The sequence below is a fragment of the Pseudarthrobacter sp. efr-133-R2A-89 genome (assembly GCF_030209315.1).
Classification (GTDB): domain Bacteria; phylum Actinomycetota; class Actinomycetes; order Actinomycetales; family Micrococcaceae; genus Arthrobacter.
Map to the genome: position 1 here is coordinate 209,070 of NZ_JARVSE010000008.1, position 14,564 is coordinate 223,633.

Here is a 14,564-nt window from a genome sequence, read left to right on the forward strand (position 1 = left end):
GCTTACTTGGTGGGGCTGGACTTCGACTCGACCTTGACGGTGCCGGAGATGACGTCCTTCTTGAGCTGGTCCAGTTCGCTCTTCAGGTCCGCCGGCACGGCGGAATCGAGGTCGTGGAACGGAGCCAGGGCAACACCGCCGTTTGCAAGGGTTCCGATGTACGGCGAGGCGTCGAACTTGCCGTCCTTGTCGTCCTTGATGACCGTCTCCACAGCGGTGGCCATGGTCTTCTGGACAGAGGAAAGGATCACGGACTTGTAGTCGGGGGCCGTCAGGTAGCCATCGGAGTCAACCCAGATGAGCTTGGCATCCTTGCCCTTGGACTTGGCGTCGAGGATCGCGCTGCCCGCGCCGCTGCCTACGGGTCCGGCCACGGGAAGGACGATGTCTGCGCCCTGGTCAAGGAAGCCCTGGGTGAGGACCTTGCCCTTGTCCACCTGCTTGAAGTCGCCGACGAACGTGCCGTCCTGCTTGTCCTTGTCCCAGCCGATGAGCTGGACGCTCTTGCCCTTCTTCTCGTTGTAGTACTTCACGCCGTCGGCGAAGCCGTCCATGAAGATGGTGACGGTGGGGATGTTGATGCCGCCGAAGGTTGCGACCTTCCCGGTCTTGGAGGTGCCTGCTGCCAGGTAGCCGGCCAGGAACGCTGCCTGGGCCGTGTCATAGACGATCGGCTTGACGTTCTTGGGGAACGTGGGGTCGTTGTAGTCGATGATCGCGAAGTGGCTGTTCGGGTTGGCCGTCGCGATGGACTTGGTGGCATCGCCGAGCAGGAATCCGACGGTCACGGTGAGCTTGCAGTCCTGCTGGACCATGGAGCGGAGGTTGGGGTCGTAGTCGGTGTCAGCCTTGGACTGGACGTGCTTTTCCTTGATGCCAAGGTCCTTGACCGCGGCCTGCAGACCCTCGTAGCCGGACTGGTTGAACGACTTGTCGTCGAATCCACCGGAGTCGGACACCATGCAGGCGGTGTAGTCCGAGGCGGTGGCTGAACCCGAAGGGCCGGACGCGGACGGGGCGGCCCCGCAGCCGGTCAGCAGCAAGGCGGACGCACCGAGGGTGGCCACACCGGCCATTGAACCGCGCTTGAAGCCGGCACGCAGTGATTTCTTCAATTTTCCTCCAGGGATGATGCGAGTGGCACTACGGGCTGGAATTCAATGAGTGTCCGTTTCGGCGCTGAAATTCTGTTTTCACTGAAGGCACGCAGCACTGCGCCGGAGCGCACTGATGCCACTTACTTTAGTGGCCTGCGCCACGTCCCCATAGCACGTCGGAAGCCGACCCCGGAGATTGTTTACAAGTTGTTACCAAGCAGTAGGGGCGCCCCCTTAGGAGGCGCCCCTGCTGCTGATGGTTCTTGAGTTGTGACCGCCGGACTACAGCCGGACGAGCATCTTTCCGGTGTTGGCACCGTCCAGGAGATCCATGAACGCCTGCGGCGCGTTCTCCAGTCCGTCCACGATCGTCTCGTCGTAGCGCACGGTGCCGTCAGCCAGCCAGCCGGACATCTTCTCGGCGAACTCCGCCGCGTGCTGCCGCTGACCGCCTACCAGGAAGCCGCGGAGCGTCAGTTGCTTGCCGATGGCCTGCATCAGGTTGTGGGGCGCCGGAGTCGGCTCGGTGGAGTTGTACTGCGCGATGGCACCGCACATTGCCACCCGGCCGCCGACATTGAGCACTGCCAGGGCCGCCTCGAGGTGTTCGCCGCCCACGTTGTCGAAGTAGACGTCGATGCCGGCCGGGCCTGCGGCCTTCTGCAGCTGTTCCAGCACGGGACCATCGTGGTAGTCGAAGGCTGCGTCGAAACCGAGCTCCAGCAGCCGGGCCACCTTGGCCGGCGAACCGGCGGAGCCGATCACGCGGGAGGCGCCCATGGCCTTGGCGATCTGGCCCACCAGGGAGCCCACAGCACCGGCGGCACCGGAGACGAACACGGCGTCCCCCGGCTTGAATTCGGCGACCTTCAGGAGGCCGGAGTAGGCGGTCAGTCCGGTCATGCCCAGGGCGCCAAGGAAGGCGGAGGCCGGGGCAAGGTCCGTGCGGGCCGGGGTGGCGGCAGCACCGTCAACCACGGCGTACTCCCGCCAGCCGAGGGAATGCACGACGACGTCGCCCTCCTTGTGTGCCGACGAACGGGACGCGATCACCTCGCCTGCCGCACCGCCGTCGAGCGCTTTGCCCACGGCGAAGGGCGCGGAGTACGACTTCACGTCATTCATCCGGCCACGCATGTAGGGATCGACCGACATGAAGAGGTTCCGGACCAGGATCTGGCCGTCCTCGAGGGCGGGCAGTGGGGACTCGGCGAGTTCGAAGTTGTCGCTGGTGGGACGGCCCACAGGGCGCGAGGCCAAGCGGATTTCACGGGTGGTGGTGGCCAGTGCTGTGCTCATGCTGCGTACTCCAAAATCTTGATGTCAACGGTGATGTTGCCCCGGGTGGCGTTTGAGTAGGGGCATACTTCGTGCGCCTTGGCCACCAGCTCCTCGGCGGTGGACAGGTCCAGCGCCGGCAGGGCGATTTCCAGTTCGGCGGCAAGCCCGAAACCTGTTCCGCCGTCCAGCTGTCCCAAGTGGACTATCGCCGCCACGGCCGAATCGGTGAGGTCGGCGCCTGCCTTGCGGCCCACCAGGCGCAGTGCGGAGTGGAAGCAGGCGGCGTACCCGGCGGCGAAAAGCTGTTCAGGGTTGGTGCCGCGGCCGCTGCCGCCCAGCTCCACGGGGCTGGCCAGGTCCACTGCCAGCTTGCCGTCGTTGCTGCGTGCGGTGCCGTCGCGGCCTTCGCCGGAGGCAAGTGCCTCGGCGGTGTAGAGAGTCTTCACGAAAATGTCCGTCCTGTAGGTGGGATGGTGCAGTGTGGCGCCGCTTAGAGCGACTCGTGCAGCGCGGCCGTGAGCTTGCCCAGGGTGGCGCGCAGTTGTTCGAGCTCTCCGTTCGAGAGCCCTGCGGCGTCAGCCAGCCGCTGCGGAATGGCCCGGGCCGGGACGCTGAGGTCCCGGCCTGCCGCCGTGAGGTGAATGGCAACACGCCGTTCGTCCTCGCCTGACCGCCGGCGTTCCACGAGCCCCAGTGCTTCCAGCCGCTTGAGAAGGGGCGACAGGGTCCCCGAGTCCAGTCCGAGTTCCCCGCCAAGTTCCTTGACCCCTCGGGGCTCGTCCTCCCACAGCACCAGCATCACCAAGTACTGCGGGTAAGTGAGCCCCAGCTCGTCCAGCACGGGCCGGTACACGGCGGTGGCGGCCCTGGAAGCCGAATACAAGGCAAAACACACTTGGCGGTCCAGGCGGGGAGCTTCGGTCATGAAAAGATAATAGCCCACAATTAAATTGTGCACAACTTAACTGAACCGCGAGACCGTCCCGTTGACCGTCGTCGTGATCCACCGGCGTTACCGGGCCCGGGGCAAACAATCCGCTGGAGTCTGGACGCCGCGGCGGGCGCCTACGACGCGGCCGGCGGCTACAGCGCGGGCGGCTGCTCGATGTCCCTGATGGTCCTCAACGCTGCCGCGGTGAGTACGCGGATCCCCAGGCCGAGGGATCGCTCGTCGAGGATGTAATCGCCGCGGTGGAGGTCGTAGTCCTCCCCGCCTGGCGTCTTGGTACCCAGCCGCATCATGGCGCCGGGAAGCTCCGCGAGGAACCAGGCAAAGTCCTCGCCACCCATGGATTGCGGGGTCAGCACCACGGCGCTTTCGCCGATCTCTGCGCGAGCCGCCGCCTCAATAATCGCCGTTTCGTGTTCGGAGTTCACCACGGGGGGCACTCCCCTGGTGTGCTCCAGGTGGACGTCCACCCCATACGGAGCGGCCACCTGGTGGACCACCTCGTCGAGGAGCTCGCCGGCGGCGTGCCAGGCGTCACGGTCCAGGCAGCGCATGGTTCCGGCCATGTAGCCCGAGCCGGGAATGGCGTTGGGCGCCGACCCGGCGGTGATCTGGCCCCACACCACGGACACCCCGCTGCGGACGTCCACCCGGCGCGACAGGACGGCCGGAACGTTGACGGCGATCTGGGCAAGCGCGAAGACGAGGTCCTCGGTGAGATGCGGTCGGGACGTGTGGCCGCCGCGGCCGGACAGTTCAATCCGGATGGTGTCCGAGGCCGACGTGATGGCGCCAATCCGGGTCCCGACCTTGCCCACCTCGATGCGGGGGTCGCAGTGCAGCGCGAGGATCCTGGGAACTCCCTCCAGCACGCCCTGCTCAATGCACGCATGCGCCCCGCCGGGCATGGTTTCCTCGGCGGGCTGGAAGATGATCCGCACCGTCGCGCCCAGGGGCGATTCCTGGTGCATGCGCTGCAACACCAGGGCAATGCCCAGCATGGTGGTGGTGTGCACGTCGTGGCCGCAGGCGTGGGTGACGCCGTGGTTCTTGGACGCGAATTCCAGGCCGGTTTCCTCGATGATGGGCAGGGCGTCGATGTCGCCGCGCAGCGCGGTGGCGATGGGGCCTTCGCCGACGTCAACGGTCAGGCCGGTGCCTTCGAGCCGGCGGGGGCTCAGCCCAGCGGCCTCCAGCCGCTCCGCAAGCTTGTCAGTGGTGCGGAACTCCTTGAAGGAAAGCTCCGGGTGCGCATGGAGGTCCCGCCGGAATTCGATCAGTTCCGGCAGGAGCGGTTCAAGCCACGGCGCCACCAAGGCGGTGGGCTCGGCTTCAGTAGTGTAGTTGCGCACTGTTTTACTCTAGCGATCACGGCCCCGATAAGGGCCATTCACTGACGCCCCGTTACAACGTGAACCTGCCGGCGCCGAACGCGCCGGCAGGTTGGGCGATCAGAGGACGTCCGTGTCCCCGCTGGCTTTGAGTGCGTCGACCGCTGCCTTGACCCGCTGGGAATTGGCCATGGTGGTGACCAGCAGGGCGTCCGGCGTGTCCACGATGACCACATCCTGGATGCCGATCAGGGCGATGACGCGCTTGGTGTCCGTGACCACCACACCGCTTGAGTTCTCCGTGAATACCCGCGCGCCTTCGCCCAGGACGGTGACGTCGTCCACTTCCTTGGCGCTGTTGAGCCGACCGACGGAGGCGAAGTCGCCGACGTCGTCCCAGCGGAAGGTCCCGGGCACGACGGCGACGTCCCCGGCCTCGGCGGCGGGCTCGGCCACTGCGTAGTCGATGGCGATCTTGGGCAGGGTGGGCCAGATCCGGGCAGTGACCTCGTCGCGTTCGGGGGTGTCCCAGGCCTGCGCGATTTCCTGCAGGCCCTTGAACAGCTCGGGCTGGTTGGCCTCGAGGTGCTTGAGCATCAGTGCCACGGGGGCTACGAACATGCCGGCGTTCCACACGTAGTCACCGCTGTCGACGTACTGCTGGGCCACCACTTCGTCGGGCTTTTCGACGAACTCCACCACATCGTGGGCGCTCGGTGCTCCGTCGATGTGCAATGCCTTGCCGGAGCGGATGTAACCGAACCCGGTGGATGGGTGCGTGGGCTTGATGCCGATGGTCACGATCTTGCCGGCCGCGGCGGTATGGATTGCCTCCCGGACGGCGTCCTGGAAGAGGTGGTCCGGGCTGATCACCTGGTCCGCGGCGAAGGACCCCATGATGGTGTCCGGGTCCCGCTCGTGCAGGATGGCCGCGGCAAGGCCGATCGCCGCCGCGGAGTCCTTGGGCTCCGATTCCAGGACAAGGTCCGCGTCCTGGACCTCGGGAAGCTGGCGGCACACGGCGTCGCGGTGCGCTTTTCCGGTGACCACCAGCACGCGGCTGCCCGCGAGCGGGTGGAGCCGGTCATAGGTGGCGCGCAGCAAGGTGCTGCCCGATCCTGTGAGATCGTGAAGGAACTTGGGAGCTGCTGCTCGTGACAGGGGCCAGAGGCGGGTCCCCACTCCGCCTGCCGGAATCACCGCAATGAAGCGGTCAAGGGGTGAGGCCGGGCTTGTCACTTTGTCTGTACTCATCACCGCTACTTTAGCTGACGGCCCCCGGCCGGCGGCGGCGGCCCGCCACGGGCTGCCCACCGGCGTGATCCGTCATCCCGGAGCCCAAAACAGCGCATCCGTGTGGCGTTCGTCTCATTCCCGCCGAAAAACCGCTCCAGCACTGGTCTCCAAGAATCTCCTAAATTGAATAAGCTGTAAGCGAAGCCTAGATTTAGGCCTGAGCTACGAGTGCTCTCGCAGCAGGCGTTCCCCCCGCATGGATCTCATGCCAGCGCCGCTGTGTTGCAGGGAGGTTTATCAGTGCCGACAAAACCAGCTGGCACCTTGTACCGCGGCCGTGAAGGCATGTGGTCCTGGGTAGGACACCGCATTACCGGTGTAGTGATCTTTTTCTTCTTGTTGGTCCACGTCCTGGACACCTCCTTGGTGCGTGTGTCGCCGGAGGCCTACACCGCGGTGATCGGCGCCTACAAGAACCCGCTGATGGCGCTGGGCGAGACCGGCCTTGTCGCCGCGATCGTGTTCCACGCCTTTAACGGCTTGCGGATCATTGCGGTCGACTTCTGGAAGAAGGGCGCCAAGTACCAGCGGCAGATGCTGTGGGCAGTCCTGGCTCTCTGGATCGTGACCATGCTTGCGTTCTCCATCCGCCACCTGTCCCTCGCCCTCGGAGGTCACTAAGCCATGACTGCAACCATCGAGAGCCCCCGCAGCGGCCGGGTAGCTCCCCAGTACCGCCGCAGCGGCGGTTCGCGCGGCAACTTCGAGATGATCGCCTGGCTGTTCATGCGCCTCTCCGGCGTGGTGCTGGTGGTCCTCATCTTCGGGCACCTGTTCGTGAACCTCATGGTCGGCGAAGGCATCCATGCCATCGACTTCGGCTTCGTCGCCGGCAAGTGGGCGGACCCGTTCTGGCAGTTCTGGGACCTGGCCATGCTGTGGCTGGCAATGCTGCACGGCACCAATGGCGTGCGGACCATCATTAACGACTACGCCGAAAAGACGGGGACGCGGCGCTGGTTGAAGACCGTCCTCTATGCGGCCGCCGTGGTCATCATCCTCCTGGGCACCCTGGTGATCTTCACCTTCAACCCCTGCCCCGTGGTGGACGGCGTGGCCCTTCCGGGCGGATTCTGCCCTGCCTAGTTCAGGCACAACCCCGGGCCCGCGGGCTTACCCGCGGGCCTTGTTTTGCGGAGCAGGCGAAGCCGCCCCGTTGTTTGATAGCGAATTTTGAGAGAAAGAGCGTCTGGTATGCAGGTCCATAAGTACGACGTCGTCATCGTCGGTGCCGGTGGCGCTGGCATGCGCGCCGCGATCGAGTCCGGTCAGCGCGCGCGCACAGCAGTACTGACCAAGCTCTACCCCACCCGCTCGCACACGGGTGCGGCACAGGGTGGCATGTGTGCAGCCCTTGCCAATGTCGAGGAAGACAACTGGGAATGGCACACGTTCGACACCGTCAAGGGCGGCGACTACCTGGTTGACCAGGACGCCGCAGAGGTCATGGCGAAGGAAGCCATCGACGCCGTGCTGGACCTCGAGAAGATGGGCCTGCCGTTCAACCGCACGCCCGAGGGACGCATTGACCAGCGCCGCTTCGGCGGCCACACCCGTGACCACGGCAAGGCTCCCGTGCGCCGTGCCTGCTACGCCGCAGACCGCACCGGCCACATGATCCTGCAGACCCTGTACCAAAACTGCGTCAAGCACAACGTTGAGTTCTACAACGAGTACTACGTCCTGGACCTGCTGACGGTCGAAGAGGATGCTGTCCGCGAGGACGGCACGCCCTACAAGCAGAAGCGCGTGGCCGGCGTCGTATCCTACGACCTCGCCTCCGGTGAACTGCACGTCTTCCAGGCAAAGTCCGTGGTGTTCGCCTCCGGCGGCGCCGGCAAGGTCTTCAAGACCACCTCGAACGCACACACCCTTACGGGCGACGGCATGGGCATCGCCTTCCGCCGCGGCATCCCGCTGGAGGACATGGAATTCTTCCAGTTCCACCCCACCGGCCTCGCCGGCCTGGGCATCCTGCTCTCCGAAGCAGCCCGTGGTGAAGGTGCCATCCTGCGCAACTCCCAGGGTGAGCGCTTCATGGAGCGCTACGCTCCCACCATCAAGGACCTGGCGCCCCGCGACATCGTGGCCCGCTCCATGGCCAACGAGGTCCGTGAAGGCCGCGGTTGCGGTCCGAACAAGGACTACGTCCTCCTGGACCTGACCCACCTGGAACCGGCGCACATCGACGCGAAGCTCCCGGACATCACCGAGTTCGCCCGTACCTACCTGGGCGTGGAACCGTACACCGAGCCCGTACCCGTGTTCCCCACGGCGCACTACGCCATGGGCGGCATCCCGACGAACATTCAGACCGAGGTGCTGCAGGACAACGACACCGTGGTGCCGGGCCTCTACGCCGCCGGTGAAGTGGCATGCGTGTCCGTCCACGGCTCCAACCGCCTGGGCACCAACTCCCTGCTGGACATCAACGTGTTCGGCAAGCGGGCCGGCGTGGCCGCCGCCGAGTACGCGAAGACGGCCGATTTCGTGGAGCTGCCGGAGAACCCGCTGGCCTACACCACCGAGCTTCTGGACATTGCCCGCAACGGTACCGGTGACGAAAAGGTTGCCCAGATCCGCAAGGAACTGCAGGACACCATGGACGCCAACATGCAGGTGTTCCGTACCGCCGATACCCTGACCCAGGTGCTGCGCGACATCGCCTCCTTCGAGGAGCGGTACAAGCGCATCAACGTGCAGGACAAGGGCAAGCGCTTCAACCTGGATCTGCTGGAGGCCGTTGAGCTCGGCTTCCTGCTGGAACTGGCCAAGGTGATGACCGTGGCCGCCCTGCACCGTGAGGAATCCCGCGGCGGCCACTTCCGCGAGGACTTCCCCGAGCGTGACGACGAGAAATTCATGAAGCACTCCATGGCGTACAAGGATGACCATGCGCCGGCCGACGGATCGGCGGAATCAATCGCCGGCATCCGCCTCGCCACCAAGCCGGTTGTCTTTACCCGCTACGAGCCGATGGTGAGGAAGTACTAAGATGACCGCTGAAATCGCTGAGCCAGCCTCAAAAGTTGAACTGCCTGCCGGCGTTGGCGGGGGCGGGGAAATCCCCACGTTCGATGTCCACCTGCGGGTCCGCCGGTACAACCCGGAGGTTTCCGAGGAAGCCACCTGGGACGACTTCCACCTCACCATGTACGGCACGGACCGTGTACTGGACGCCCTGCACAAGGTGAAGTGGGAGACGGACGGAACCCTCTCCTTCCGCCGCTCCTGCGCCCACGGCGTGTGCGGTTCCGACGCCATGCGCATTAACGGCCGCAACCGCCTCGCGTGCAAGACCCTCCTGAAGGACCTGGACACCTCCAAGCCCATCACGGTGGAGCCCATCAAGGGCCTGCCGGTGGAGAAGGACCTGATCGTGGACATGGAGCCGTTCTTCCAGTCCTACCGCGAAGTCATGCCGTTCCTGATCAACAAGGGCCACGAGCCCACCCGGGAGCGCCTGCAGTCCGCCGAGGACCGTGAGCGCTTTGACGACACCACCAAGTGCATCCTGTGTGCGGCGTGCACGTCGTCCTGCCCGGTGTTCTGGACGGACGGGCAGTACTTCGGCCCCGCCGCGATCGTCAACGCCCACCGTTTCATCTTCGATTCCCGTGATGACGCCGGCGACATGCGCCTGGAGATCCTGAACGACAAGGAAGGCGTGTGGCGCTGCCGCACCACCTTCAACTGCTCAGAGGCGTGCCCCCGCGGCATCCAGGTGACCCAGGCCATCGCAGAGGTCAAGCAGGCCATCCTCGCCCGCAAGATCTAGCAGGTCCAACAAAAGCAAGAACGGCCGACGGCGTCACCCACCACATGTGGTGGGGGCGCCGTCGTTGTTTCTCCCCACCCGCCCCCTGACCGTGCACGCTCGGCCCGGGAACCCTGCGGGCATGGGCCCACAGCCATTCCTACCAAGCGAAAGGGAACAGCATGTCCCGCTCCGAAAAAGTATCCTTCGCAGGCTCAACCGGTGAGACGCTGTCCGGAATTATCGACGTCCCGGAAGGCGCGGTCAAGGGCTGGGGAGTGTTTTCGCACGGGTTCACGCTCGGCAAGGACAGCCCATCCGCGTCCCGGATGTGCAAGGCCCTGGCGGACAGCGGCATTGGCATGCTTCGGTTCGACAACCTTGGCCTGGGCGGCTCGGCAGGCGAATGGTCTGCCGGCTCGTTCAGCCACAAAGTGGCCGACACGGTGAAGGCCGCGGAGTTCATGCGTGCGGAGGGAAAGGAAATCTCCCTGTTGGTGGGCCATTCCTTTGGTGGTGCCGCCGTGCTGGCGGCCGCACGGGAGATCCCCGAGCTCGACGCCGTGGCGACGGTGGGCGCGCCCTTCTCCCCCAAGCATGTGGCACACGTTTTTGACGCCGCCCTGGACAAGATCCTCAGCGACGGGAGTGCCGAGGTGGACCTGGGCGGGAAGCGGGTGGAGATCCGCCGGCACTTCGTGGAGGACCTGGAGAACGCCGACCTGACTGACTGCATCCGGCAGCTTCACAAACCGCTGATGGTGCTGCACTCCCCCACCGACAACACGGTGGGGATCGAGAACGCCAGCACGATCTTCCAGACCGCCCGGCACCCGCGCAATTTCGTCTCCCTCGAGGGAAGCGACCACCTGCTGACCGGAAAGGGCCAGGCCGCCCGCGCCGCCCGGATCATCGCGGCGTGGGCCGACCAGTACCTCGACGCCTAAATCACATCCCGTTCCAGGGAGCGCGCCCGGGCACCTTGGCTATTTGCCGATGGCAGCCTTGCTCTCGCTGATCCACTGGTCTGCCGCCTTGTCCGGCGCCAGCCTCTTGAACAGGACATCGGTGTTGATCCGGGCCGTGATTTCGGAGACGGCCGTTGAGCCTGTGGGTCCGATGTACGTGGGGGCGAAGTCCATCTTGCCGATCTGGTTGATGTAGTCGGCCTCCACCTTTCCCTGCGGCGTGAGCATGTCCTTGATGGCGTTGCGCATGTCGGCGTTGCTGGGAACGCCCCTGTCGCTCTGGATGATCTTGGCCGCCGACTGGTCGTTGACCAGGAAGCTGACGAGCTTTGCCGCAGCATCCGCGTGCTTGCTGCGGGCCGAGATGGTGTAGAACTGCGAGGACTGGAGCCAGATTCCGGGCGTGGGTTTTTCACCCGGGAGCTTGAGCAGCTTGAGGTCGGCGCCGGATGCCTTGCTGAGGGCGGACAACGAGTTGCTCCAGGTCAGCATCATGGCTGCTTTGCCCATGCCCATGAGAGTTTGCTCGGTGCTGACGTTGAGCTTCTCGACGGTCTCGGAGGCGCTTGGGGCCGCCCCGGTTTCGCTCAACTTCAGTGAGTAGTCGAAGTAGTCCTGGACCGTTTCCTTGCCGAGCCCCAACTGGCCGTCCTGGGTGTACAGCGAGTCACCCCGCTGGCGGGCGAAGGCGTCCAGGGAGTCGTGGGTGAGTACCGTAGCGGTTCCGTAGGTCCCCTTGGGACTATGGGCCGTGACATCCGCCGCGATCTTCGCGAAGTCGTCCCAGCTCCAGGAAGTATCGTCCGGCAGCGGAACTCCCGCCGCCGAGAACACCGCCGGATTGGCGACGATCGCCAGGGCATTGGCGCCGGTGGACACCCCGTATTGCTTGCCTTTGACCTGGCCGTTTTCCAGTGCTCCCTGGTCCATCTTGGACAGATCCAGCGGGCCCTTCACTGTGGCCAAATCCAGCAGGGCACCCCGGTTGGCGTACTCCGCCGGGTAGGCGCCACCCATGGTGATGACGTCGGGAGCGTCATTGGCGGCCACCTGGGTGGCAAGCTTGTCGAAGTATCCGCCGATGTCGCCGTACTCCGGCTTGACCTTGATGTTCGGGTTGGCCTGCTCGAATTCGGCGATGGCCTTGTTGGTCAGGTCGGCGCGGCCTGCGTTGCCCCACCAGGAGAACCGGATTTCAACAGGGCCGTCCTCAGGCTTGTTGGATGGGGTGCTGGAGCATGCCGCGGTGAGGCCAAGGAGTGCCGCGGCTGTCAGGATGGCAGTTGATTTACGAAGGGTTCGGATAACTTTTCGCGTCATTGGGCAAGCTTCTTCCGAGATGGGAAAGCGATTTCGTGAAACGTATCAAAGGCCTGCTTCCGACGTCAAGGACCCATTGTCGGGCACATGTGCAACATGAGCTTTCCCTGCAACTCCGATAGTTGTGTGCTCCGCACCTCGCGGGCGGACCGTTGACAGTCGCCCCTTCACGCCCCGAGGATAGGAAGCGGGAAAACGCTTTCTACTCCCCCCATCCCGCACCCTAAGCTCCCCGGCCGGGCGGCTTTTCGTAACCGTGCCCTCACCCCCACTCCTCAGGAGGCCGTTCAGCGTGCACAGCCAAGGCGCCACCGACCGTCCGGTTAGGCCCAAGGCCGCGCCGGGCAGCACCGTGCCCATCGACAGGAAGGCGCTGGTCAGCAAGCACAACGTCAGCCAGCGAACCCTGGACCCGCGAAGCCCGGTGTCGGTGGGGAACGGCGAGTTTGCCTTCACGATGGACCTGACCGGCGTGCAGACCTTCCCGGCCGAATATCCGGTGGGTGCCCGCGACGACGCCCTCGCGCCCGGGACACTCCTCGGCACGCTGTCCCAGTGGGGCTGGCATTCCCGTCCCGCCGAAGAGCCCTACGGACTGGCCGGCTCCACCGTTTCCTACGATTCGCCCCGCGGGCCTGTGCCCTACGTGGACATGGTGGGCGACATCGTCAACGACCGCGAGACCGGCACATCGGCCGCCGAAACATGGCTGCGGGCCAACCCGCACCGGCTGGACCTGGCACGCATCGGCTTCATGCTGGCACCAGGCCCAACCGAACAGGCGATCAGCCGAATAGACCTGGCAGGCACCGCGCAGACCCTCGACCTGTGGACAGGCACCGTCCACAGCGGCTTCACCCTTGGTGGCCGGCCGGTCAACGTCCTCACCGCCTGCCATCCGCGTCGCGATGAACTGGGCCTCCACGTGGAATCAGCTGCCCTCCACGTGGGGCTGGTGCTCTGCGTTGATTTCCCTTACGGATCCGAGGCCTGGCACAACGCCGCCGATTGGAACCGGCCGGAGGCCCATACCACCACCCTCGGGGAGCCTGTCGCGTCTGAGGTCCATCCTGGCTCGACAACGTGGACCGTTCACCGTGAACTGGACGACGCCCGGTACCGGATGGTGGTCAGCGGCAGCGGACTCGTCGTGGAACAAACGGGCAGGCACCGGATCCGGATCAGCACCCTGCCCGGGGCGCCCGCCGTGCTCGACGTCGCGTTGGCCTTTGTACCCGCCGGCGACGGCGACTGCATCCCGCGAACCGGTGACGACACCTTCCCGCCGGCGGAACTGCCGCGCGGAGTGGCAAAGACCGGTGCCGCCGTCGGGCCCTTCCCCGGCAGCAACAGCCCCGGCAACAGCATCGCCGCTGCCTCCGCGGACCATTGGGAGGGATTTTGGAGCACGGGGGCCGCCGTGGAACTGGATGCCACCGCGGACGCCCGTGCCAAGGAGCTTGAGCGCCGCATTGTCCTCTCCCAGTACCTGACAGCGGTCAACTGCGCCGGCTCCCTCCCGCCCCAGGAAACCGGGCTCGTCTGCAATTCGTGGCGCGGACGGTTCCATCTTGAGATGCACTGGTGGCACGCTGCACATTTCGCCCTCTGGGGCCGTGCAGACCTCCTGCTGCCGTCCCTGCGGTGGTACTCCACGGTCCTCGAAACGTCGCGGCAGACGGCGAGGGTCCAGGGGTTCGACGGCGTCCGCTGGCCCAAGCAGGTGGGCCCGGACGGGCGGGAGAGCCCCAGTCCGATCGGCACCTTCCTTCTCTGGCAGCAGCCGCACCCCATCTATCTCGCAGAACTCGCCTATCGCGCCAATCCGTGCAAGGAGGTCCTGGCGGAGTTCGCGGAGATTGTGTTCGAGTCGGCCTCCTTCATGGCCAGTTTCGCGCACCCCACAGCGCGCGGATTCGAATTGGGGCCGCCCCTCGTTCCGGCCCAGGAAAGCTACGGCGCGCTCCGGGCCTCCGTCACGAATCCCACCTTTGAGCTGGCCTACTGGCAGTGGGGCCTCCGGACCGCCGCCTCATGGCGGGAACGGCTGGGCCTTGAACCTGTGGCGGCATGGCAGGACGTTGCAGGAGGACTCGTTCCGCCGCGCATCATGGACGGCGTCTACGCAGCGATAGACGTGGAGCCTTTCACCATCAGGACTGACCACCCGTCGATGCTGTGCGCATTGGGGGTCCTGCCGCTGACGGACCTCATTGACGAAGACATCATGCGGGCCACACTGGCCGATGTCCTGGCCGGCTGGGATTGGGAAAGTACCTGGGGTTGGGACTACCCGGTCATGGCCATGGCCGCTGCGCGCCTGGGTGATCCGGAGGCCGCTGTGGACGTCCTGTTGCGGGATGCGGGCAAAAACACGGTCCTGCCCAACGGGCACAACCGCCAAACCGATTCCCTGCCGCTCTACCTGCCCGGCAACGGCGGTCTCCTGGCCGCCACAGCACTGATGGCCGCCGGATGGGACAACGGCCCTGACCGTCGCTCCCCCGGCTTCCCGCCGGGCTGGACGGTGCGGTGGGAAGGGCTGCTGCCCTTCCCCTAGGAGCC

Annotated in this window: 13 protein-coding genes; 6 read left to right on the forward strand and 7 right to left on the reverse strand. The window is 65.5% G+C overall.

All coding sequences use genetic code 11. From position 1 onward, the window contains the following. Positions 1-2 precede the first annotated feature (2 nt). The 6 genes from QRM95_RS14845 to QRM95_RS14870 all read right to left on the reverse strand — a co-directional run bounded on the left by QRM95_RS14845 (position 3) and on the right by QRM95_RS14870 (position 5,912). A complete protein-coding gene (locus QRM95_RS14845; protein ID WP_285248309.1) occupies positions 3-1,115 on the reverse strand; it encodes a BMP family lipoprotein in 1,113 nt (370 codons plus the stop codon). 264 nt (positions 1,116-1,379) lie between these two features. Beyond that, positions 1,380-2,396, reverse strand: coding sequence for an NADP-dependent oxidoreductase (locus QRM95_RS14850; protein ID WP_285248310.1), 1,017 nt, complete (start codon positions 2,394-2,396; stop codon positions 1,380-1,382). Then, positions 2,393-2,824 carry an organic hydroperoxide resistance protein gene (locus QRM95_RS14855; RefSeq protein WP_285248311.1) on the reverse strand — a complete coding sequence of 144 codons (432 nt, stop codon included), beginning with the start codon at positions 2,822-2,824 and terminating at the stop codon, positions 2,393-2,395. Before QRM95_RS14855 ends, QRM95_RS14850 begins: the two co-directional genes overlap by 4 nt. Positions 2,825-2,868: 44 nt before the next feature. Then, positions 2,869-3,303, reverse strand: a complete 435-nt coding sequence (locus QRM95_RS14860) for a MarR family winged helix-turn-helix transcriptional regulator (protein ID WP_285248312.1) — start codon at positions 3,301-3,303, stop codon at positions 2,869-2,871. A 158-nt stretch (positions 3,304-3,461) separates the two neighbouring features. Further along, positions 3,462-4,679 carry an amidohydrolase gene (locus QRM95_RS14865; RefSeq protein ID WP_285248313.1) on the reverse strand — a complete coding sequence of 406 codons (1,218 nt, stop codon included), beginning with the start codon at positions 4,677-4,679 and terminating at the stop codon, positions 3,462-3,464. A gap of 99 nt (positions 4,680-4,778) precedes the next feature. Beyond that, a complete protein-coding gene (locus tag QRM95_RS14870; protein WP_285248314.1) occupies positions 4,779-5,912 on the reverse strand; it encodes a mannose-1-phosphate guanylyltransferase in 1,134 nt (377 codons plus the stop codon). Between the two features lie 282 nt (positions 5,913-6,194). On the opposite strand from QRM95_RS14870, the gene sdhC reads away from it, so the two are divergent. The 5 genes from sdhC (at position 6,195) to QRM95_RS14895 (ending at position 10,658) form a co-directional block, all read left to right on the forward strand. Next, positions 6,195-6,575: a succinate dehydrogenase, cytochrome b556 subunit gene (gene sdhC / locus QRM95_RS14875; RefSeq protein WP_081624141.1), complete on the forward strand. Its 381-nt coding sequence runs from the start codon at positions 6,195-6,197 to the stop codon at positions 6,573-6,575. A 3-nt stretch (positions 6,576-6,578) separates the two neighbouring features. Next, positions 6,579-7,040 (forward strand): succinate dehydrogenase hydrophobic membrane anchor subunit, encoded by a 462-nt coding sequence (locus QRM95_RS14880; RefSeq protein ID WP_018761927.1) that lies wholly within the window; start codon positions 6,579-6,581, stop codon positions 7,038-7,040. Positions 7,041-7,148: 108 nt separating this feature from the next. After that, complete coding sequence (gene sdhA / locus QRM95_RS14885) at positions 7,149-8,948, forward strand: succinate dehydrogenase flavoprotein subunit (RefSeq protein WP_285248315.1); 1,800 nt, start codon at positions 7,149-7,151, stop codon at positions 8,946-8,948. Position 8,949: 1 nt separating this feature from the next. Next, on the forward strand, positions 8,950-9,732 hold the full coding sequence (locus QRM95_RS14890) for a succinate dehydrogenase iron-sulfur subunit (protein ID WP_018761929.1): 783 nt from the start codon (positions 8,950-8,952) through the stop codon (positions 9,730-9,732). Positions 9,733-9,893: 161 nt separating this feature from the next. Next, entirely contained in the window at positions 9,894-10,658 is a 765-nt protein-coding gene (locus tag QRM95_RS14895; protein ID WP_285248316.1) for an alpha/beta hydrolase family protein, read from the forward strand. A gap of 39 nt (positions 10,659-10,697) precedes the next feature. Here the strand turns inward: QRM95_RS14895 and QRM95_RS14900 are convergent, their stop codons facing one another. Then, a complete protein-coding gene (locus QRM95_RS14900) occupies positions 10,698-11,999 on the reverse strand; it encodes an ABC transporter substrate-binding protein (RefSeq protein WP_285248317.1) in 1,302 nt (433 codons plus the stop codon). 292 nt (positions 12,000-12,291) lie between these two features. Between QRM95_RS14900 and QRM95_RS14905 the strand changes: the two genes are divergently transcribed. After that, a complete protein-coding gene (locus tag QRM95_RS14905) occupies positions 12,292-14,559 on the forward strand; it encodes a hypothetical protein (RefSeq protein WP_502934971.1) in 2,268 nt (755 codons plus the stop codon). Positions 14,560-14,564 lie beyond the last annotated feature (5 nt).